Annotated in this window: 20 protein-coding genes and 1 pseudogene; 12 read left to right on the top strand and 9 right to left on the bottom strand. The window is 56.2% G+C overall.

What is annotated here, in order from left to right:
• The first annotated feature begins 63 nt into the window (after window positions 1-63).
• The 5 genes from BJ885_RS23165 (at window position 64) to BJ885_RS07085 (ending at window position 4,808) form a co-directional block, all read left to right on the top strand.
• The gene (locus BJ885_RS23165; RefSeq protein WP_147449211.1) at window positions 64-468 is read left to right on the top strand and encodes a hypothetical protein; all 405 of its coding nucleotides are present in this window, start codon (window positions 64-66) and stop codon (window positions 466-468) included.
• The gene (locus tag BJ885_RS23170; protein WP_147449212.1) at window positions 468-836 is read left to right on the top strand and encodes a hypothetical protein; all 369 of its coding nucleotides are present in this window, start codon (window positions 468-470) and stop codon (window positions 834-836) included. The genes BJ885_RS23165 and BJ885_RS23170 overlap by 1 nt, the downstream gene beginning before the upstream one ends.
• Window positions 837-1,160: 324 nt before the next feature.
• Complete coding sequence (locus BJ885_RS07075) at window positions 1,161-3,842, top strand: tail protein (tape measure) (protein WP_375714064.1); 2,682 nt, start codon at window positions 1,161-1,163, stop codon at window positions 3,840-3,842.
• Window position 3,843: 1 nt separating this feature from the next.
• Window positions 3,844-4,338 (top strand): hypothetical protein, encoded by a 495-nt coding sequence (locus BJ885_RS07080; protein WP_121931513.1) that lies wholly within the window; start codon window positions 3,844-3,846, stop codon window positions 4,336-4,338.
• Window positions 4,338-4,808: a hypothetical protein gene (locus BJ885_RS07085; protein WP_032657161.1), complete on the top strand. Its 471-nt coding sequence runs from the start codon at window positions 4,338-4,340 to the stop codon at window positions 4,806-4,808. The genes BJ885_RS07080 and BJ885_RS07085 overlap by 1 nt, the downstream gene beginning before the upstream one ends.
• An 8-nt stretch (window positions 4,809-4,816) precedes the next feature.
• Here BJ885_RS07085 and BJ885_RS07090 read toward each other — a convergent pair.
• A pseudogene (locus BJ885_RS07090) lies at window positions 4,817-5,107 on the bottom strand (SOS response-associated peptidase family protein); the annotation flags it as partial.
• Between the two features lie 359 nt (window positions 5,108-5,466).
• On the opposite strand from BJ885_RS07090, the gene BJ885_RS07095 reads away from it, so the two are divergent.
• The 3 genes from BJ885_RS07095 to BJ885_RS07105 all read left to right on the top strand — a co-directional run bounded on the left by BJ885_RS07095 (window position 5,467) and on the right by BJ885_RS07105 (window position 8,744).
• A complete protein-coding gene (locus tag BJ885_RS07095) occupies window positions 5,467-5,742 on the top strand; it encodes a metal/formaldehyde-sensitive transcriptional repressor (protein ID WP_003857256.1) in 276 nt (91 codons plus the stop codon).
• Between the two features lie 31 nt (window positions 5,743-5,773).
• Complete coding sequence (locus tag BJ885_RS07100; protein ID WP_032657150.1) at window positions 5,774-6,892, top strand: S-(hydroxymethyl)glutathione dehydrogenase/class III alcohol dehydrogenase; 1,119 nt, start codon at window positions 5,774-5,776, stop codon at window positions 6,890-6,892.
• A 160-nt stretch (window positions 6,893-7,052) separates the two neighbouring features.
• Window positions 7,053-8,744, top strand: coding sequence for a methyl-accepting chemotaxis protein (locus tag BJ885_RS07105; protein ID WP_121931514.1), 1,692 nt, complete (start codon window positions 7,053-7,055; stop codon window positions 8,742-8,744).
• Between the two features lie 117 nt (window positions 8,745-8,861).
• Here the strand turns inward: BJ885_RS07105 and BJ885_RS07110 are convergent, their stop codons facing one another.
• The 4 genes from BJ885_RS07110 to BJ885_RS07125 all read right to left on the bottom strand — a co-directional run bounded on the left by BJ885_RS07110 (window position 8,862) and on the right by BJ885_RS07125 (window position 13,945).
• A complete protein-coding gene (locus BJ885_RS07110; RefSeq protein WP_121931515.1) occupies window positions 8,862-11,243 on the bottom strand; it encodes a glucose/quinate/shikimate family membrane-bound PQQ-dependent dehydrogenase in 2,382 nt (793 codons plus the stop codon).
• Window positions 11,244-11,501: 258 nt separating this feature from the next.
• Window positions 11,502-12,425 (bottom strand): LysR substrate-binding domain-containing protein, encoded by a 924-nt coding sequence (locus BJ885_RS07115; protein ID WP_023311667.1) that lies wholly within the window; start codon window positions 12,423-12,425, stop codon window positions 11,502-11,504.
• 181 nt (window positions 12,426-12,606) lie between these two features.
• A complete protein-coding gene (locus BJ885_RS07120; RefSeq protein ID WP_024908407.1) occupies window positions 12,607-13,491 on the bottom strand; it encodes an SDR family oxidoreductase in 885 nt (294 codons plus the stop codon).
• A gap of 64 nt (window positions 13,492-13,555) precedes the next feature.
• Window positions 13,556-13,945, bottom strand: coding sequence for a YdeI family stress tolerance OB fold protein (locus BJ885_RS07125; RefSeq protein ID WP_121931516.1), 390 nt, complete (start codon window positions 13,943-13,945; stop codon window positions 13,556-13,558).
• A gap of 138 nt (window positions 13,946-14,083) precedes the next feature.
• Between BJ885_RS07125 and BJ885_RS07130 the strand changes: the two genes are divergently transcribed.
• Genes BJ885_RS07130 through BJ885_RS07145 form a run of 4 tightly spaced genes read left to right on the top strand, consistent with a single transcriptional unit; the run spans window position 14,084 to window position 16,577 of the window.
• Window positions 14,084-14,587, top strand: a complete 504-nt coding sequence (locus BJ885_RS07130; protein WP_121931517.1) for a hypothetical protein — start codon at window positions 14,084-14,086, stop codon at window positions 14,585-14,587.
• Window positions 14,588-14,596: 9 nt separating this feature from the next.
• A complete protein-coding gene (locus BJ885_RS07135) occupies window positions 14,597-15,043 on the top strand; it encodes a DUF421 domain-containing protein (RefSeq protein WP_047060810.1) in 447 nt (148 codons plus the stop codon).
• A gap of 11 nt (window positions 15,044-15,054) precedes the next feature.
• Window positions 15,055-15,573: a 2-oxo-tetronate isomerase gene (locus BJ885_RS07140; RefSeq protein WP_054830210.1), complete on the top strand. Its 519-nt coding sequence runs from the start codon at window positions 15,055-15,057 to the stop codon at window positions 15,571-15,573.
• 17 nt (window positions 15,574-15,590) lie between these two features.
• Complete coding sequence (locus BJ885_RS07145) at window positions 15,591-16,577, top strand: SDR family oxidoreductase (RefSeq protein WP_121931518.1); 987 nt, start codon at window positions 15,591-15,593, stop codon at window positions 16,575-16,577.
• Here the strand turns inward: BJ885_RS07145 and BJ885_RS07150 are convergent, their stop codons facing one another.
• The 4 genes from BJ885_RS07150 to BJ885_RS07165 form a co-directional block, all read right to left on the bottom strand.
• Window positions 16,578-18,203: an alpha-amylase family protein gene (locus BJ885_RS07150; protein ID WP_121931519.1), complete on the bottom strand. Its 1,626-nt coding sequence runs from the start codon at window positions 18,201-18,203 to the stop codon at window positions 16,578-16,580.
• A gap of 8 nt (window positions 18,204-18,211) precedes the next feature.
• Complete coding sequence (cydB, locus tag BJ885_RS07155) at window positions 18,212-19,222, bottom strand: cytochrome d ubiquinol oxidase subunit II (protein ID WP_121931520.1); 1,011 nt, start codon at window positions 19,220-19,222, stop codon at window positions 18,212-18,214.
• Window positions 19,222-20,625 carry a cytochrome ubiquinol oxidase subunit I gene (locus BJ885_RS07160; protein ID WP_121931521.1) on the bottom strand — a complete coding sequence of 468 codons (1,404 nt, stop codon included), beginning with the start codon at window positions 20,623-20,625 and terminating at the stop codon, window positions 19,222-19,224. The genes cydB and BJ885_RS07160 overlap by 1 nt, the downstream gene beginning before the upstream one ends.
• A gap of 68 nt (window positions 20,626-20,693) precedes the next feature.
• Window positions 20,694-21,566: a manganese catalase family protein gene (locus BJ885_RS07165; RefSeq protein ID WP_063142817.1), complete on the bottom strand. Its 873-nt coding sequence runs from the start codon at window positions 21,564-21,566 to the stop codon at window positions 20,694-20,696.
• Between the last annotated feature and the right edge of the window lies 1 nt (window position 21,567).

A 21,567-nucleotide genomic window follows, 5' to 3' on the forward strand; every position in this document is an offset into this window, starting at 1 on the left:
AATGATTCAATAAGTTAAAATATCACAGATCACATGACCTTTAACTTTTAAAGTTGGCATCTAATGAAAATATCTGTAGTTTCTGATGGGAAAATACTAGTTGAATCTGGTGTATTTAATAGTATCGTAGCCGCGAATAATGAAAGTCAGATTCGATTCAATTACGATGGCTTATATATTAAGTTTCTGATAAATACCTATATTGATCCGCCGGCAAATATACCTCCCTATCCACTTCCTAATTTCCAAGGGATGGTTGAAAATGGTGAGGTTGTACTCCGTCAGCCAGTAAGATGTAATGATAGCAGCGGAGTGACTAATGGATATGCTGGTATGCTTGTACCTCTTGAAGTAGGTGTCAAGCATGACGGTAAAAAGATATACATGTCTTGGTCTATAAATATTATTAGAGCTATAGGCGGAGCATTGGTGGCTACTACGCATTATTCATTTTATGAGGATGTGTAATGGACAATAAAATCACACCCTCAGTTGGTTCACATGCTTCTCCTGAACACAAAGAAGTAAGACCATCTGTTAACAATGCTAGCTCTGGTGGAGAATTTTTACCCGGTACAATCGCTCAACAGATTGGAACGGGTGAGCATGCAAGAGACTCATTCATATGGATGACTTTAAAGTATTGTTTTTATCTTGGTGCCCTTTTTAGTGTGTGTATAATACTGGCGTATTTCCACTTCGTATTTGACATGAGCGATCCAGCTAAAATTGATATAGTCGCAGCTTTGAAGGATATTTGGTCTATTTTTACCCCTATCCTTACCTTAGCCTTAGGTTATGCGTTTGGTAAACGAGAAAATATTAATCGAACATAGTAACTTAAATATATAATTAAATAATACCCGCTTCGGCGGGTTTTTTTACGTCCGGAGAATGACATGGCAGGTGAGAAGAACGCCGGTAGCATCGTTTATTAAATCAGCGCCGACGTTGAGCCGCTGCTGCAGGGCGGGAAACAGGCCATTGATGCTCTGGATAAACTGGATGCTGCAGCCCAGCAGTCCGGCAAGGGAATGGATAACCTTGATCAGAGCGCATCCCAGACCGGGTCCGCATTTACTGAACTGGCTGGTTATGCCAACTCCATGGACAACCAGCTGCGCAAGCTGAACACCAACGTGAGCGGAATTGCCCGCGCAATGGAAGAGGCCCGCAGCGGTACCGGCGGCGCGAGTAGTGAATTCAGTCGAGCAGAATCCATCATCGAGGCGCTGGGTAACCAGCTGGCGGTACTGGACGAAGCGCAGGAAAATGGCGCGCGTAGTGCCGCAGTTCTGGCTGCGCAGTTGCGTGCCGGGTCGAAAGCGACAGACGAAGAAAAGCAGAAGATCGGCGAATTGACCGGGCGGCTGTTCGACATGAAAGGCGCTGCTGACACATCGATGGGCAGCAACAAGGGCTGGAAGTCCAGCATGCAGCAGGCCGGGTACCAGGTTCAGGACTTCATCGTGCAGGTCCAGGGTGGGCAGTCTGCGCTGGTGGCGTTCGCTCAGCAGGGCTCGCAGCTTGCCGGTGCATTTGGCCCTGCTGGAGCTGTATTGGGTGCGGTAATTGCGTTGAGCTCAGTTATCGCTGGCGTGCTGATTACCTCGCTGAATGGCGGTAAGAACGCCATGGATGCGCTGAAAGACGCAGCTGAAGCGATGGATAAGGTGATCACCATTTCCCAAAATGGCGTGGCCGCACTATCAGATAAGTACGCCAACCTGGCAAGAACCAACGCTGAGGCAGCAACCATCCTGAGAAATCAGGCAATGATTGAGTACAACGCTGCCATAGCGAAGATCCCCAAATCAATTAACGACGCTTCCAGCTCCATCGTTGGCTTTACTGACAAGCTGAGAACCTCTTTCGTTGGCGGTATTGCGTCGATTGATGAATTTAACAAAAACCTTTCGACAGTCGGTGTAACAGCTGACACCTACTCTGCAGCAATGGAGCAGGCAAGGAACGCCGGGGCGAAATTCACCGTTAACGCTAACGCGATCCAGAACACTGTTACCACACTCGCGGATAAATTTGGCGTATCGGAACAGCGGGCATTCGAGCTAAGCAAGCAACTCTCCGATGTGGCGAATAATCCTACTCCTGAAGCGCTGCAAAGGCTGGTCCTTGAGCTCCAGAACACGGAGAGCTCAACAAAGTCAGGCGCTGATGCCATCAGGACGTTCCTTGGTCCGCTCACAGAGCTCGTTCGAGTCGCTGGAGAGGCTCAAATCAATCTGTCCGGGATGAAAAAAGAGGTCGACAACCTTACTTCTGGCCAGAAGAACCTAATCAAACAGTCCGAGCGCAATTTGGCTCTCTCGAAATTGCAGGGTGAGGCCCGTGCGCGGCTGCAGGCGCAATATGCCGCAGAGGATGCCGGATTTGCCAAGGATGATCCGCACGCCAAGCAGATGGAAGATGATGCTGCCGCCACGTACAAAAATACGCAGGCACAGAAGACGCTTCAGTCAGAGCAGAAGAAAGGCGCATCACTGACCGATTCTATCGCCCAGAAGCTGGTGAACCTGAAACTGCAATCAGAGCTCGCTGCTGACTCAACGAATAAGCTGAGTCGCGAACAGGCCATCCTGACTGCGCAGCAGTCGCTTGGGAAAGGCGCCACCAAAGAGCAAATAGCACTGGCCGGTCAGTATGCGGCAAAAAAATGGGACACCGCCAACGCCATTAAGGCTGAAGCTGCAGCCCAGAAGCTTCTCCCTGAAGCGGCTGAGAATGCCAGTTACAAACAGGATGTTGAGGATCTGAACACCGCTCTGGCTGCGAAGAAAATCAGCCAGGAGCAGTACAACCAGACTTCAGAAAGAATGGCGGCAACGCACCAGGCTAACCTCGCGAAAATCCAGGCTCAACAGGCCGTGACGCCACAGCAGGAGTCGGTTGGTGGAGTTGATCCTGTTCAGCAGCTGGCTAACGAGAACGCCCAGAAACTCGCGCTTATTCAGTCATACGAGCAGCAGGGGCTGATTACTCACCAGAGCGCCATGGCATTGCGTGCTGCAACTGACACGCAGTATGAGCAGGCGCGTATCGCTGCCCAGTGGGAGATTTTCCGTAACCAGAGTATGGGCAATGAGTTGCTTGCCGCGAGCTTTGATTCTCTCGCACGCAATGCATCCAATGCCTTTACCGGGATCCTTACCGGAAGCATGTCGGCGCAGGAGGCTATGCAGTCTCTAGCCAGTAACGCCCTGAATAGCCTGATTAACGGCTTCGTTCAGATGGGAGTCGACTGGGTGAAATCTGCTGTGATGGGTGCTGCGGCGCAAACCTCTGCGATTGCCACCACCACAGCGGCGCAAACTGCTGGTTTAGCGACAACCACTGCGGCAAGCACTGCGGCGGCCACGACCACGATGGCTGTCTGGACCCCAGCGGCGGCCGTTGCCTCAATCGGTTCATTCGGTGGTGCTGCGGCTATCGGTATTGCTGCCCTTATCGCGGCTATGGCGATGGCTGGTGGTATTGCCGGGAAGCGCAAAAACGGCGGTCCGGTATCTGCAGGCTCTATGTACCAGGTAGGTGAGGGCGGCATGCCTGAAATCTACAGGGCCAGCAATGGCAGTCAGTACATGATTCCGGGAGACAATGGAAAGGTCATCAGCAACAAGCAGATGAATGCCGGTGCTGGCGGTAGTTCAGTGCCTGTCACCATCAACATTCAGAATTATACCGGCGCAACTGTTGATGCCCAGGCCACACAGAACGGCAATGGCGTGACAATCGACATGATTGTTGCCGATATCAGCCAGGGCGGACGCATCGGCCAGGCCATCCAGCAGAATCACCAGGCACCACGCAAAGCAAGGGGATAACATGCCAATTACGTACCCTGACTGGTTGCCGCTGGCACAGAAAGGGAAATCACCAACCACCGATACCGGATTTCGCGTCGACCAACCGACGGTCGGCGCGCCGGTATTTCAGAAATTAACCGACGACCTGAAGACGTCCTTCTCGTTAACGTGGATCTTCACACAGGATCAGCACCGGGCATTCATGCAGTGGTTGCGCAGCCCTAACTACCTCGATAACTGCAATCAGTGGTTCACGATGCCACTCGGCACCGGGACTGGAGACTCCGGTGTCGAGGTGCAGGAATTACACTTTCTCTCCTGGCCGTCGTGGTCACAGTCCGGGTCCATTTTCACGTGGAGCGGTGATGTCGTCGCGCGCGAGCTGGTCAACTCAGATGACGAGTTTGACGACATTATCATTGAGCTCCCGCCGCCATGGGCATCCTGGCTGGATATCGTTGTCACTGGCTATCCTGACGGTCGCGACCAGGAGAGTTTACCTAAGGTTCCATAATGCCGACGCTCAGAGAATTTCAAAGCCGAAGGCCAAACCGAATCCTGTACGAAACCATCACATTCTACAGCCCGGTCTTTGGCTATATCAGGCTCGTTAATAACCAGATTTTCCCCAAAACGCTTGGCGGTCAGGTCTACACACCATGCCGCATGGAGTTAACCGAAAGCCAGCAAAGCAACACGCCGATCCTTGACAGCACAGTCAAATTTGGCCGGCTGGCGCAGGACTTCAAGCAACAGCTCAAGCAGTGGAAAGCCTACTCGCGCATCACGCCTATCTCTGCGACGTACCAGCAATTTGACGCAGCCGATATGTCCACGGCCATCAAGTCATGGACGCTCTACGTCAGCGACTGCTCGATGGACGACAAGGACGTGACGTGCAGCCTGACGCGCGTAAACCCGCTCAATCGTAACGTCGGGAGGCTGTACACAGTCGAAGAATATCCGGGGCTCCAGAATGCTTAAAGACGAATGATTGCTCGGCCATGCTGCCAGAGAGGCTTGAACATTCGGCTGGTGGCCGCCGTCTCGACACGTGCGTTAATCAGTGGCGGTTTATCCCACCACCCGGGCGCGTAAGACCACAGGACTGGATCAAGATGAAGCTGCTCGTCGCGTTCGCTCAACAGCAGGACTTTGGTACCTGGCGCTACGTTATAACGCCCAATAGGCTCAGGATCGTATGCGATGTCGCGATCTGCTTCATCGACAAGGTACGCCAGATATTCTTCACGGGTTTGGGCTTGTGCAAAACGTCCACACATAGAAACCTCCAGCCAGATGTCAGACTGAAAGTATAGGGCAGGGAGAAAAAACAGATGTGCACCGAAACATTATGATTTTAAAGCAGGGGCATGATGATGGAAGTCAGCGAGGCGGTAAAGCGAGGCGTTTCGAAACTGGAAGGAGCTACGCAAAAGAGTGAATTTTTGGGGGCAAATTTGGGGGCAAAATACGGTTTGGGGGCAATTTGGGGGCAATTTGGGGGCAGTAAAAAGTCCTTTTATGTCCAATAGTGTCTTTTATGTATACCGCGTAAATGCCTGATAAACATATAAAACTTAATGTTTACATAAAGTTGCTTTGGAGGATACAATACCCCCCTATAGTATTAGGAGGGCGTATGCCGCATTCACCCGAAGATAAAAAGCGTATTCTTACTCGCGTCCGTCGCATTCGGGGCCAGGTTGATGCCCTTGAGCGCGCGCTGGAGTCGGGCGATCCCTGTCTGGCCATCCTGCAGCAAATCGCCGCCGTGCGCGGGGCTGCCAATGGCCTGATGGGCGAAATGGTTGAAATTCACCTCAAAGATGAGCTGGTGACGGGGGAAACCACGCCGGATCAGCGAGCCGTACGCATGGCAGAAGTCGGCCATTTGCTGCGCTCTTATCTAAAATAAACCCACACACCTGACAAAAAGGGAAGACATGATGAAATCTCGCGCTGCAGTTGCATTTGGTCCCGGCCAGCCGCTCAAAATCGTTGAAATCGACGTGGCACCGCCGAAGAAAGGCGAAGTGCTGATCAAAATCACCCATACCGGCGTGTGCCATACCGATGCGTTTACGCTGTCGGGCGACGATCCTGAAGGCGTCTTCCCGGCGGTACTCGGCCATGAAGGCGGCGGGATTGTGGTGGAAGTGGGCGAGGGCGTGACCAGCCTTAAGCCGGGGGATCACGTGATCCCGCTGTACACGGCGGAATGCGGCGAGTGTAAGTTCTGTAAATCCGGTAAAACCAACCTCTGCCAGGCGGTTCGCGCCACGCAGGGGAAAGGGCTGATGCCGGACGGCACCACCCGTTTCTCGTATAACGGCGAGCCTGTTTATCACTACATGGGCACCAGCACCTTCAGCGAATACACCGTTTGCGCGGAGATCTCGCTGGCTAAGGTAAACCCGCAGGCGCCGCTGGATAAAGTCTGCCTGCTGGGCTGCGGCGTGACCACCGGTATTGGCGCAGTGCATAACACGGCAAAAGTCAAAGAGGGTGATACCGTTGCGGTATTCGGTCTCGGCGGCATTGGTCTGGCGGTGATTCAGGGCGCGGTGCAGGCGAAGGCCGGTCGTATCATCGCGGTCGACACTAATCCGGAGAAATTCAAGCTGGCGGGTGAAATGGGCGCGACCGACTTCGTGAACCCGAAAGATCACGAAAAACCGATTCAGGACGTCATCGTTGAGCTGACCGACGGCGGCGTTGACTTCAGCTTCGAATGTATCGGCAACGTGAACGTGATGCGTTCCGCGCTGGAGTGCTGCCACAAAGGCTGGGGCGAGAGCATCATCATTGGCGTGGCCGGTGCGGGTCAGGAGATTAAAACCCGTCCATTCCAGCTGGTGACCGGGCGCGTGTGGCGCGGTTCCGCCTTTGGCGGCGTGAAGGGCCGTACCCAGCTTCCGGGCATGGTTGAAGATGCCATGGTCGGCAAGATCCAGCTCGACCCGTTCATCACCCACCGTTTGCCGCTGGAGCAGATCAACGAGGCGTTCGATCTGATGCACGAAGGAAAATCCATTCGTACCGTTATTCATTTCGGCGACAAGTAACTCTTCTGCCAGCGGTTTTTCGCCGCTGGCGTTTCTTTAATAATCTTCTCTAAAGTGTGACCAGTGCGGCGTTTTTAGCCGTAATCTAAATCTCTGCCGTGCCGATGACTATTTAACAGGCATGTTTTTACGCATCTTACCTACAAGAGAGTCGACGGTCATGGACAACACTACTTCGATGCCGGCGCAGCGCAAGCTGGGCTTCTTGCATCACATCAGGCTGGTTCCGCTGTTTTCCTCCATTCTCGGTGGCATTATTCTTCTGTTTGCCTTGAGCTCGGGTCTGGCGGGGTATTTTCTGCTGCAGGCCGATAACGATCAGCAGGATGTTACATCCGAAATTCAGGTGCGTATGGGGCTGTCGAACAGCTCAAACCATCTGCGAACCGCGCGTATTAATCTGATCCACGCCGGTGCGGCAAGCCGCATCGCGGAGATGGATGCGATGAAGCAGAACATCAGCGAGGCGGAAACGCGTATTAAGCAGTCCCAGGAGAGCTTTACCGCCTATATGAATCGTGCCGTGCGTACCGCTGAGGGTGCAGCGCTGGATGAGGATCTCAAGGCCCGGTACGACGCCTATATTGCGGGCATGCAGCCGATGGTGAAATTTGCCAAAAACGGCATGTTCGAAGCGATTATCAACCACGAAAACGAAAAGGCGCGTCCGCTGGATGACGCTTACAACGCCGTACTGCTGAAGGCGATCAAGATCCGTACCGAGCGTGCCAATGCGCTGACGGCGCAGGCGCACAGCCGCACGCAGCTGGGCCTGATGTTTATGGTGGGCGCGTTTGCGCTGGCGCTGGTGCTGACGGCGATGACCTTTGTCGTGCTGCGCCGCACGGTAATCAATCCTTTGCAGCGTGCAGCGAAACGTATCGAGAATATCGCCAAAGGCGACCTGACGATGCCGGACGACGTGGCCGGGCGCAGCGAAATTGGCCGCCTGACGCGCGATCTGCAAACCATGCAGCACTCGCTGGAAAACACGGTGGGCACCGTACGTCAGGGGGCGGAGGAGATCTACCGCGGCACGAGCGAGATTTCTGCCGGTAACACCGATCTCTCTTCGCGCACCGAGCAGCAGGCCGCGGCCATTGAGCAAACCGCCGCAAGCATGGAACAGCTTACCGCGACGGTGAAGCAGAACGCCGATAACGCCCATCATGCCAGCAAGCTGGCGGAAGATGCCTCCGGGAAAGCCAGCCGCGGCGGCCAGATGGTCTCCGGCGTGGTGAAAACCATGGGCAATATCTCCACCAGTTCGAAAAAAATCTCCGAGATCACCGCCGTGATTAACAGCATTGCGTTCCAGACCAATATCCTGGCGCTTAACGCGGCGGTAGAAGCGGCGCGTGCGGGTGAACAGGGACGCGGGTTTGCCGTGGTGGCAAGCGAAGTCCGAACCCTTGCAAGCCGCAGTGCGAATGCCGCAAAAGAGATCGAAAGCCTGATTAACGAATCGGTCTCGCTGATCGACCAGGGCTCCGGTGAGGTTGTGGCTGCCGGTAACACCATGAATGAAATCGTCGAGGCGGTTAAACGCGTGACCGACATCATGCTGGAGATTGCCGCCGCGTCCGATGAGCAGAGCCGCGGTATCGTGCAGGTGAGCCAGGCGATTTCTGAGATGGATAAAGTGACCCAGCAGAACGCCTCGCTGGTGGAAGAAGCCTCTGCGGCAGCCGCGTCTCTGGAAGAACAGGGCGCGCGTCTGACCGAGGCGGTCGGGGCATTTCGTCTGAGTGGTGCAAAGTCGGGCCGCGCGGTGATGTCTGCGCCAGTGGCGAAGAACGCGCCTTTGCGTCCGGCGGCGACGGTTTCCGGGGATAACTGGGAGACGTTCTGAGTGGCGTGTTTTGTCGGGTGGCGGCTTCGCTAACCCGACCTACGTAAATCGGTAGGCCCGCGTAAGCGAAGCGCCACCGGGCAAAAAAAAGGGACCTTTCGGTCCCTTTTTCACATCTTATTGCTTATCGGGTAACGCGTACGCGATAACGTAATCACCGCGATCCGGCGACTGGCGAGCGCCCCCGGCGTTGATGATGATGTACTGCTTACCGGTTTTCGGCGACACGTAGGTCATCGGGCCGGACTGGCTGCCAACAGGCAGACGGTCTTTCCAGATCTCTTTCCCGGTGGCGGTATCAAACGCGCGCAGGTAGAAATCCTGCGTGCCGGCGAAGAACAGCAGGCCGGACTGGGTAGAGAGCGATGCGCCTAGCGTCGGCATGCCGATTGGGATTGGCATGTGCATGCGAATGCCCAGCGGCCCGGTATCTTCCACCGTGCCGACAGGCACCTGCCACACCAGCTTGCCGGTTTTCAGGTCAACGGCCGACATGGTGCCAAACGGCGGCTTCTGGCACGGAATGCCCAGCGGCGACAGGAAGCGTTCGCGCATCGCGCCGAACGGCGTGCCGTCCATCGGTACGATACCCATCTCGATGCCGCTGGCGTTTTTCGCCACGTTAGCGCGCGGCACCATGTAGTTTGCCAGGCCCAGGCGCATATCGTTGACGAACATCAGGCTGTTGTTCGGGTCAACGGAGACGCTGCCCCAGTTCATCCCGCCGAGAGAGCCAGGGAACTGCAGGGAACGGTCGAGACCCGGCGGGGTGAAGACGCCCTGATGACGCATCTCTTTAAACTGAATACGGCACAGCAGCAGGTCGACAGGCGTCGCCCCCCACATGTCGGATTCGGTCAGCGTCTGGTTGCCAATCATCGGCATGCCCACGGAATACGGCTGGGTCGGAGAGTAGCGTTCACCTTCAACGTTCCCCGCCGGAACGGGACGCTCTTCTACCTTCGCCACCGGCTTGCCCGTTTCGCGGTTAAGCATGAAGATCATGCCCTGCTTGCTGGTCTGCACCAGCACCGGCGTGGTGCCACCTTTACCGTCTGGCAGATCGTACAGCAGCGGCTGGGAAGGCAGGTCAAAATCCCACAGGTCGTGGTGGGTTGTCTGGAAATGCCAGCGCACTTGACCGGTGGTCGCGTCCACGGCGACGATGGAGGAACTGTACTTATCGTCCAGCGCGGTACGTTCGCCCGCCCAGAAGTCCGGGGTGGCGTTGCCGGTTGGCAGGTAGATCAGGTTCAGCTTAGCGTCGTAAGACATTGCTGACCAGACGTTCGGCGTGCCGCGCGTGTAGGTCTGGCCTTCCGGCGGCAGGCCGGTCAGGTTCGGATTACCCGGATCCCACGCCCACGCCAGCTTACCGGTGTGCACGTCGTAGGCGCGCACCACGCCCGGCGGTTCGCCGGTGGAGAAGTTATCCGCGACGCGACCGCCGACGACAACCACATTGCCTGCGACCAGCGGCGTGGAGGTCTGCTGATAATACCCGGGCTTGATTTCGCCCATGCCGACGCTCAGATCCACGGTGCCATGGTCGCCGAAGTCTTCGCAGACCTTGCCGGTATCCGCGTTGATGGCAATCAGGCGGGCATCGGTGGTCGGCAGGAACAGACGGCGTGGGCATGCCGCAGGCTGTGTTTCTGTCTGTGACGTTGTCACGCTTGAATGGTCTTCAAAATAGCCCAGACCGCGGCAGCGCTGCCAGTTAGGCGCTGTGGCTTTGGAATCGTAGCGCCATTTTTCTTTGCCGGAATCCACGTCCAGAGCCAGCACTTTACTGTATGGAGTACAGACGTACAGCGTGTCGCCAACCTGTAAGGGGGTATTCTGATCTTCCGCGCCGGAGCCGTTGCTCTGCGGAATATCGCCGGTGTGCGCAACCCAGGCGACTTTTAGATCGCGGACGTTTTGCTTGTTAATCTGATCCAGCGCGGCGAAACGGTCGCCGTGGGTGGTATTGCCCCAGTGCTCCCAGTTCTTTTGCTGCTCGCCGGGGGCGACGGGTTTCACCGGAACGGGCTCGTTCGCTGCCACGAGGGTCTGCGGCTTAAACATCCAGCCCAGGCTGACCAGCATCGCCACCGCGAGCACGGCCGCGACGCCAAAAGCGGGCGCCTTGTTCGCAACGCTGTGGTTTGCCGCGCGCAGGAAAGGCCAGACGATGGCGCAGAGGAAGGCCAATACGGCAAATGTAAACAGGCGAGAGAAAAGCGGCCAGAAATCCCAGCCCGCATCGCTTACCGCCCAGAACAGCGAGGCAATAAAGGCGATGCCGTAAAGCACGATCCCGCTGCTGCGATTGAGGAAAATCAGGATCGCGGCAATCACCATCACCACGCCCATTATCAGGAAGTATCCACTTCCGCCTACGGTGACGAGCTTAAAGCCCAGCCCGCCGACTGCCAGACCGATGAGCAACATCAGTCCGGCAAGAAGCCACTGCAGGATACGCGGTATCCCACGTGGCGCGCTGCCAAATGCCATTTCTGTCTCCTTAAGATCCCCCCGTCGAGCTGGGTGTGTACCAGTTGGGTAATAAATGCGGAGGGAATAATGATTAATACGGGTGAATTCGGAGTTAAAAAATGATTTACGAACCATTTGGTGAATTCGACGCTATGATAAAACTGTTAAATTGTTTTACGCAATTGTTAATGGATTATTCCGCATTATTTGATTAACGCATGGGCTAGTCCCCTCGCCCCTAAGGGGAGAGGGTTAGGGTGAGGGGTGAAAAAGGTTTTATACCGGCATTGATTTACGGATAGCGCTCAGCAGCGTCTGTGCGCCCGTTGATAGCGGCGTGTCTACGCGGGTCAAAATGCCGATAGGTTCACCGGGGCCGGGGGAAGTAATCGGCAGGGCGATCAGCGTTCCCTGACGTAAATCATCTTTCACCGCGCCGGAGGGCACGAACCAGACGTAGTCATAATCCAGCGTAAGCTGGCGCGAAAGCGAGGCCGACAGCGTTTCGATACATCCAGAGGGCAGCGTACACCCCTGCATTTGCAGCAAGGTTTCGGCGGTCTGGCGGGGAACGGTCCCTTTTGGGCAAACCACTACCGGCCACTCCATCACGCGGCTAAGCGTCACCGTGTCCTGCAGCAGGGGGTGATCGGGACGAACCACCAGCTTCAGGGACTCCAGGAACAGCAGTTCGTAATTGAGACCGCCCATCAGCTCAGGGTCGGACATGCGACCGATTCCGAGATCCAGTTCACCCGATTTCAGCCCCGCGAGCAGCATGGTGTTATTCATGGTGGCGACCTGAATCGTGGTATGCCGCTGCTGCTTGTGGAACTGGCCGATAACGGGCGGCAGGATGCCCAGCGCCGCGGTAGGCAAAGCACCCACGCGCACCACCTCACTGGTTTGCTCTTCTTTTCGGTGCAGGGACTGGCCTGCGGTATTGAGCGCATCCAGCACTTTAACGGCGTGCGTGAGGAACTGTTCGCCCACGATGGTAAGCTGCGCCCCCAGCCGGCCGCGGTCAAAAAGACGGGCACCGGTCAACTGTTCCAGCTCGTTGAGGGTTTTTGAGAGCGCAGGCTGGCTCAGGTTGAGAGTTTCAGCCGCACGCCCCAGCGTTCCCTGTTGAGCGACGGCCACAAATGTATGCAAATGGCGCAAGCGTATGCGCTGACTGAACAGACCATTTTTTTCCATAGGCGATGTTAAAAACAGAGCGATGCGGGTGACAAGTTAAGTTGTTTAATTTTGATAACCTGATAGCAAAATATTTTTAACATTTGATCTGTTTGAGTTACAACATGTTTTTTGGCGGGGGAATAAAAGTGAACATCCTTGTTCATTTATTACTCATTGCGGAGGGGTATCGTTTACCGATTTAGATCACGCCGTCACCGCCATCGGAACACCACACCTGGCCGGACGTAAATGAACATTCATCCGAGGCCAGCGTGACGTACAGCGGGGCAATCTCGACGGGCTGGCCCGGACGTCCCAGCGGGGTGTCGCCACCGAACTCCTTCACTTTTTCCATCGGCTGCCCGCCGCTGGACTGCAGTACCGTCCAGTAAGGGCCAGGAGCAACCGCGTTGACGCGAATGCCTTTCGGACCCAGCTGTTTGGCTAAGGATTTGGTAAACACCGCCAGACAGGCTTTCGTCTGGGCGTAGTCCAGCAGCACGGGGCTGGGCTTAACCGCCTGAACGGACGAGGTATTAATGATAACGGACGACGCTTTCAGGTGGCGCAGCGCCGCCTTGGTGATCCAGAACGGAGCGTAAACGTTGGTTTTAAACGTTGCGTCAAAATCTTCCGTGGTCAGTTCTTCAAGCGATTCACGGAACTGCTGGCGGCCTGCGTTATTGACCAGAATGTCCAGCCCGCCCAGTTTCGACACGGCTTCTTCGACCAGATTCTGACAGAAGGTTTCGTCCCGGACGTCACCCGGCAGCGCGACGGCCTTGCGGCCTTCCGCTTCGATCAGGTCGATGACCTCAGAGGCGTCTTTTTCCTCTTCGGGCAGGTAGTTAATGGCAACGTCAGCGCCTTCACGAGCATAGGCGATAGCGACCGCGCGACCAATACCTGAGTCTCCGCCGGTAATTAGCGCTTTTTTGCCGGCAAGGCGTCCATGTCCTTTGTAGCTTTTTTCCCCGTGGTCGGGTACGGGCTGCATTTCTGATGCCAGTCCCGGCGGCGTCTGCGGCTGTTCCGGGAACGGGGGCTGCGGGTAAGCGTTCGTACGTTGTTTAGTATCACTCATAGCTGACTCCTTAAGCCAAGGGGTGAGATTTGATGGATAACTGCAGCGTTAACGCTTCGCTGAATTATTTCTGCAAACGATCAACACGGACGACGGCAGGAGATGATTTTTTATCAAGCGAACCGTTGATACTGATCATCTGGTCGGGTTTTACCGTTCTGCCGTCGAAGACTGCCTGGGGAATAATAACGTCGATTTTTCCGGTTTTATCCTGAAATACAAACTTATCGCCGCTACCGTCAATAAGATTACCGCGTAATGAAATTGTCGCACCATCATGCAATTCTTTTGCCTGCTTGATGGTCATAATACGCGCGTCGTCGGTTCCGCGATATCCGCTATCAAGCGCGTGGGGAGGCGGTGGCGCTTCGTCTTTTTGTAAACCCCCGTTATTATCTGCCCATGCGGCCGGAACCAGAAATATCAATAAAGCGGAAACAAGTGATAATTTCATCCGATATCCTTCATTTTGGGTGTCTTGACTTATTAAGTATTGTTGCTATTCCTTTATGTGGCAAATGTGATAAGTCCTAAAAACATTCGCGTTAGAAATCAAAATTATCGGATAATAAGCGAAACGGTGACGAAGGCCATGAAGCGTGAAAATGAAAAGTTACCCGGGATAGACGAGAGTTATCGCTTGCTGACGTTTGAATACGCGTTTCGTCAGGTGGGTTTTATTGTTCTGCTGGGTATTATCGTCGCGGCGATTGCCGGTCTGTTTTCCAGCGGAATGGTCAGCAACACGGTCAAAACGAATTCCGCTAAATCATTGACCATAAACTATGAACGCTTTGGACGACGGGAGACAGAGACGCGGATGGAGCTCGCGTTTCCGGTGCAGGCCGAGGGGAAGTATGTCCTCAGCATGACCAGCGAGAGCAGCGATGCGTATGAGCCCGGCAGCGTCTGGCCGCAGCCGGACAGTATGTTCAGCCGCGGAAAGACCCTCTTTTTTGTCTATAACAACCTGAAAAAATCCGACCGCTTCTCCGTGTTACTCTTCACGACACCTTCCAGAGCCGGTAAATGGAACACCGTCATCCGCGTCAACAGCGAGCCGGAGATTAACATCTGGCAATTTATTTACCCGTAGGAGGCTGATATGGATATGGTCTTTCGCGCGCTGGCTATTTATCTGTTCCTCGTGGTGGTATTTAAAGTGGCCGGGCGTCGTGCGCTGCTGCAGATGACCAGCTTCGATCTCATTCTGCTCTTGATAATTAGTGAAGCCACACAGCAGGCGCTTCTGGGACAAGATTTTTCCGTCACCGGCGCGATGATTACCATTACCACGCTGGTGGTAGTGGATATTATATTCGGGCTGATGAAGAAATATTTCTCGCCGGTGGAGAATATTCTGGATGGTACACCTGTTATTCTTGTCGAGAACGGCGTGCCGTTAGCCGATAAACTGAAAAAAGTTGACGTGTCCTGTGATGATATTCTGGTGTCAGCGCGCCAAAATAATGGCATTACGAAAATAAGCGACATTAAATATGCCATACTTGAGCGCAATGGTCATATTTCAATCATTCCTTTCGAGAAATAAGAGGCGGTAAGATGAGCAATCTTTTTCACGACAGCAATAATACCGTTGGTGAACTGACGAAAAAGCTGGCGAGCAAATTAACCGATCTCGGGCTTCGCTTAACCACCGCGGAATCCTGCACGGGCGGCAAGCTCTCGGTGGCGCTTTGCGCTGAGGAAAATACCGCCGAATTTTATGATGTCGGCCTGGTCGTGTTCAGCGACGAAGCCAAAATGCGGATCCTCGGCGTGCGTCCCGAGACGCTTGAGCGGTTTACTGCCGTGAGCGAACAGACGGTTACCGAGATGGCCGCCAGTATCCGCGATATCGCCCAGGCGGATATCAGCATCGCCATCAGCGGCTACGCGGGCCCGGAAGGGGGCGACGACGGCACGGCGGCGGGGACGGTCTGCTTTGCGTGGAATATACGCGGCGAGACGGAAACCCGCACCATGCTTTTCTCCGGTGACTGTCAGGATGTGGTGGAAAAAGCGGTGCACTTCTCGCTGGCGGAGCTGCTGGCAGCATTGTCTGACGAGGATAACGGTTAAACTCACGGGGAGGTTCTATGGCTGTCATAGTGATTACCGGCGGAACGGCGGGCGTGGGAAAAGCCACGGCGCTGCACTTTGCAAAGGCAGGTTACGACGTCGGGCTCATCGCGCGCGATGAAGCAAGCCTGCACTCTACCCAGGAGGAGCTGCGGCGCTATGGCGTTAATGCCCACGCCGTGCAGGCGGACGTCGCCGACAGCCAGGCGGTGGTGGAGGCCGCTAACGAAATTGAGTATCGCCTCGGCGCGATTGATGTCTGGGTGAACAACGCCATGGGGGCCGTTCTGGCACCGTTCCGAACCCTCACGCCGGACGAATTTCGCCGCGTGACTGAGGTGACGTACCTCGGCTACGTGAACGGCACCCGCGCCGCGCTCGAACTTATGGTTCCGCGCGACAGGGGCGTGATTATCCAGGTGGGCTCCGCGCTGGCCTACCGTTCCATTCCGCTGCAGTCAGCCTACTGCGGGGCCAAAGCGGCGATCCGCGGGTTCACCGATGCGGTGCGTACCGAGCTAATGCATGAGAACAGCCGGGTTCAGCTTTCGATGGTCCAGATGCCGGGGCTCAATACCCCGCAGTTCGAATGGGCGAGGAATAAGTTTGCCTGGGCGATGCGCCCCGTGCCGCCGGTCTTTGAGCCTGAGGTGGCCGCCAGCGCCATCTTCAGGGTGGCGCAAAAACCGGTTCGCGAGCTGTGGGTCGGCAGCAGCACCATCCAGTCCATCGTCGGGCAATTTTTCTTCCCCGGTTTTCTCGACCGGCTGATGGTGAAAAAGGCGTGGGAAGGCCAGATGACCGACGATCTCAACGCGCCGGATCGCCGGGACTACCTCGACCAGCCGGTTAACGATCTGCATAAAATCCATGGCCGCTTTACTGACGAGGCGAAAACCCGCGCGCCGTCCGTCACCTCCGGCATGCCGGGTAAGGTGGCGCTGGGCGCCCTCGCGGTGGCGGGAATAGTGCTGACGCGTCTGATAACCCGCCGGAGACCGTAGTCAGCGCAGCGCGCTACGGTGCGTCCAGAACCAGCGGTAGCCGTAGCCGCCAAGGCTGAGCTGAACGGTTTTGCCGCAAATCAGCGCGTCATCGTAGCGCTTGTCCTCGAGACAGGCGGTCCAGGTGGCGTTGCGGATCCCTTTGGCGGTGAACTGCACCGGCTCGTCGCTGAAGTTGACGAAGGTCAGGATGCTGCGCTCGTCGGTCTCGTAATAAATCCCCAGCACCGCGTCATCATCGATTGTGATAAGGCGAAAGGGCGCAACGGCAATTTCGGGGAACTCCGAGCGGGTAGTGGCAATATCGATGATCCGGTGCAGAAGCGAGTTGTGGTGAAGCAGCGAATCGGCGACGTTGACTTTCTGATAGCGGTAAGGGCCATGGTCGATAATCGGCGCGATAAATTTTTCAGGGTCGGCCGCGGAGAAACCGCCTCCCTGTGACCCCGCCCACTGCATCGGGGTGCGGACGGCGTAGCGCTCCTCCAGATCCAGGTCGTCACCCATGCCGATCTCGTCGCCGTAGCGCATCACCGGGACACCCGGCAGGGAAAACAGCACCGCGTGGCAGAACGCCAGCCGCTTCCGATCGCCGTTGAGCATCGGCGCCAGGCGGCGGCGGATCCCGCGCTGATAGACGTTCATCTCCTCATCAGGGGCGAACGTGTCGAGGACAAGCTGTTTGTCTTTCTGACTAATGCCTTCCAGATCCAGCTCGTCGTGGTTGCGCAGCCAGTTGGCAAAACAGCAGGAGTCAGGCGGGACGATCATCTTCTTCACCGCATTGCGCAGCGGGCGGGCGCTTTTGCGGGCCAGGCTGACGTAGAAATACTTGTTGAGCCAGAAGTTGAGCACCAGATTCAGGCGGTCGTTATTGCCGAAGTAGTCTTTATAGGTCTCAACGTCTACGTCAACTTCGCCAAGCAGGATCGCGTCTGGATTGCGCTCTTCGATAAGACGCCGCATATGTTCGAGGATCCACAGACCCTTTTTTTCATCACCGTTTCCCGCCTGGGTGGTGAGGTGGGATGCGGCATCGAGGCGAAACCCCGACACGCCAAGCTTGAGCCAGAAGAGGATGATGTTCTCAATCTCTTTAAGCACCGCGGGCGAGGTGAGGTTCAGATCCGGCTCGTGGCGATAAAACATGTGCCGGTAGTATTGTCCCGCCTCGTCGTCCCAGGTCCAGATGCTCTTTTCCACGCCGGGAAACATGGGGGGCGTATCGTCTTCGTCGTTATCCGACCAGAGGTAATAATCACGATAGGGTGACGCCGGGTTACGGCGGGCCTGCTGGAACCAGGGATGCGCGTCCGACGTGTGCTGGATCAGCAGCTCGATAATGACCTGCATGCCAAGCTCACGGGCCTGCTCGATAAAGGCGATGATATCGGCCAGCTTTCCGAAGCGGGGATCCACCTGGAGGTGGTCGCTGACGTCGTAGCCTTCATCGAGAAAGGGCGTGAGGTAAAACGGGGTGATCCAGATGACCGTCGCCCCCATGCGGCGTATATAGCGCAGCTTGGCCGCGATCCCGGCGATGTCCCCGCAGCCATCGCCGTTCAAATCATAAAATAGCGCGGTATCAATCTGATAAATAATGGCTCGTGTATGCCAGTCGGTCATAGCGTTCCTCAGTGATAGCCTTCAGTATCCGACACTTTGCCCCGGAAGACGTAGTAGCTCCAGGCGGTGTACACCAGGATCACCGGAATAATCAGCAACGTGCCTACCAGCATAAACAGCTGGCTGGCAGGTGGGGCCGCGGCTTCCCACAGGGTGATGCGCGGCGGAATAATGTTCGGCCAGAGGCTGATGCCGAGCCCGCTAAACCCGAGGAAAATAAGCCCCAGCGTCAGCAGGAAGGGGCGAGAGTGGCTGGCCGGGTTGCGGGTGAGGCGCCAGATCAGCACGCTGAAAAGCCCAACCAGCAGCGGAACCGGCAGGAACCAGAAGAAGTTGGGCAGCGTAAACCAGCGGTCGGCCACGTACTGCCAGCCGAGCGGCGTCCAGATGCTCACCACGGCGATGACGACCATCAGCGCCAGCAGCACGTGGCGGGTCAGCTCGCGCATGCTGGCCTGCAGCGCGCCTTCGCTTTTCATAATGAGCCAGGTGGTGCCCAGCAGCGTGTAGGCGACGACCAGACCGATACCGCAGAAGAGGTTGAAGGGGGTGAGCCAGTCAAGCGCGGATCCGACAAAGCGTCGGCCCTCAACGTCAAAGCCGTTGATCATTGCGCCCACGACGATGCCCTGGCTGAAGGTCGCGAGCAGCGATCCGCCCGCAAAGGAGTAGTCCCAGAATTTGCGGTGCGACGGCGTGGCTTTGAAGCGGAACTCAAAGGCGACGCCGCGAAAGATCAGGCCAATTAGCATGGCGGTAAGGGGAATGGTCAACGCATCCACGATCACCGCATAGGCCAGCGGAAAAGCGCCGAATAACCCTGCGCCGCCGAGCACCAGCCAGGTTTCGTTTCCGTCCCAGACCGGCGCGACGCTGTTGACCATCACATCACGCTCTTTCGCATCGCCCACGAAATTGAACAGCAGGCCGATGCCCAAATCAAAGCCATCCATGATGATGTACATCAGCGTGGCAAAGACGATGATGGCAAACCAGATAACTGAGATATCGACGCCCATCAGGTTCTCTCCTCTTCAGGAACAGACTCAGCGGCAGACAGCGGACGGGCGGGCGTGCCCGAGGTGTTTGACGTCAGCGTTTCGACAGGCTGCGGTCCTTTCTTAATCAGCCGGATGAGGTAAACATAGCCCACGCCAAACACCGACGAGTAGACGACGAAGAACGCCAGCAGGCTGATGCTCATCTGCAGGGTGCTGTGCAGCGATACCGCGTCGATGGTGCGCAGATAGCCATAGACCACCCACGGCTGGCGGCCCACTTCGGTGGTCACCCAGCCGGCGAGCAGCGCCAGCAGCCCGGCAGGCCCCATACAGAGGGCAAACCAGTGGAACGGGCGAGAGTGGTAAAATCGATGACGATAGCGCAGCCAGACGCCAATCAGACCGAGAGTAATCATCAGCAGCCCCATCCCAACCATGACGCGGAACGACCAGAAAACGATGGTCGAGTTTGGCCTATCTTCTTTCGGAAAGTCTTTCAACGCCGGAACCTGCTTGTCCAGGCTGTGCGTCAGGATAAGGCTGCCGAGCGCGGGGATCTCAAGACCGTATTTGGTGCGCTCCTCCTCCATATCCGGCAGACCAAACAGCAGCAGCGGGGTGGCCTCGCCGGGCGGGTTTTCCCAGTGTCCCTCAATGGCGGCAATTTTGGCCGGCTGATGCTCAAGCGTGTTCAGGCCGTGCATATCGCCCACGACCGCCTGGATGGGGGCGACCAGCAGCGCCATCCACATCGCCATGGAAAACATGGTGCGAACGGCGGGCGTATCGTTACCGCGCAGCAGGTGCCATGCGCCCGAGGCGCCGACAAACAGCGCGCTGCTCAGAAACGCGGCGATAGCCATATGAATAAGGCGGTAAGGGAAGGAGGGATTAAAGACGATCGCCAGCCAGTCCTGCGGGATAACCTGTCCGTTCTCAATAGTGAAGCCCTGCGGCGTATGCATCCAGCTGTTGGACGCGAGGATCCAGAAGGTCGACATCAGCGTGCCGAGCGCGACCATGCAGGTTGAAAAGAAGTGCAGGCCGGGGCCGACCTTATTCCAGCCGAACATCATGACGCCAAGGAAACCGGCCTCGAGGAAGAAGGCGGTTAACACCTCATAGGTCAGGAGTGGGCCGGTAATACTGCCCGCGAACTGTGAGAACCCGCTCCAGTTGGTGCCAAACTGGTACGCCATGACCAGCCCGGAAACGACACCCATCCCGAAGTTAACGGCAAATATCTTGAGCCAGAAATGGTAAAGCGAACGCCAGACGTCGTTTTTGGTGCGCAGCCACATGCCTTCCAGCACCACCAGATAACTTGCGAGGCCGATGGTGATCGCAGGAAAAAGGATATGAAACGAGACGGTAAAAGCGAACTGAATTCTGGCCAGATGAAACGCGTCGAGTTCGAACATAGTCCGTACCTCTGAAACGATGGGGCACGAGAATTGCCGGGCAGTTTATGGCTGCCCGGCAAAACCGATTACGGTTTAGTCTTACCGGCACCCAGCTCGGCACCAGTCAGCGGGTCGGAATGTGGATCGGACTTCGTGCGGGCAGACATCGCCTTGACCAGGGTTGCCTGTTCGGTCGTGAGCGTGACGCTTGCACTGCCGTCGCCGCCATCAACCGCAGGCTGGGGGGACTCAACGTAATCGAAATGTTTATCGCTGTTCCAGCTTCCGCGAACCTCTCCACCTTCAGACATATTGTAGTACTTGTTGGTGAATTCCTCGATTGGCGGCAATTTCCCCGGCGGGAAATTGTTACGAATGGACTGCAGCGCCTTCTCAAAGGAGAGCTGATGCGCCGCCTCGCGCGTCATCAGAAACGCCAGGGCATCCTTTACGCCGGGATCGTCGGTCACGTTGATCAGCCGTTCATAGATGATTTTCGCTCTGGCTTCTGCCGCCACGTTTGAGCGCAGGTCCGCCGTCGGCTCGCCGATGGTGTCGACGTAGGCCGCGGTCCAGGGCACGCCCGCAGAATTAGTGAGCGGGGTGCCGCCACCATAGAGCAGGGAAGTAATGTGGCTGTCATTGCCGTTTTCGGTCATGGACCGATACAGATCAGCCTCGTTTTCCACCCCTTCCGCCAGCGCGCCTTTGGCACCTTTGTTCAGCATGCCGACCAGGGTACCGATGATTTCGAGGTGGCTTAACTCCTCGGTGGCGATATCCATCAGCATATCCTTACGGCCCGGATCGTCATCGCTCAATCCTTGCGTAAAGTACCGGCAGGCGGCAGCCAGTTCGCCCTGTGGCCCGCCGAACTGTTCCAGTAATAGATTGGCGAGGCCAGGGTTCGGTTCGGCAACGCGAACCGTGTATTGCAGCTGTTTGACGTGTCGGAACATG

Origin of the sequence: Enterobacter sp. WP_7_1, from assembly GCF_003688535.1 — a bacterium.
Taxonomy (GTDB): domain Bacteria; phylum Pseudomonadota; class Gammaproteobacteria; order Enterobacterales; family Enterobacteriaceae; genus Enterobacter; species Enterobacter asburiae.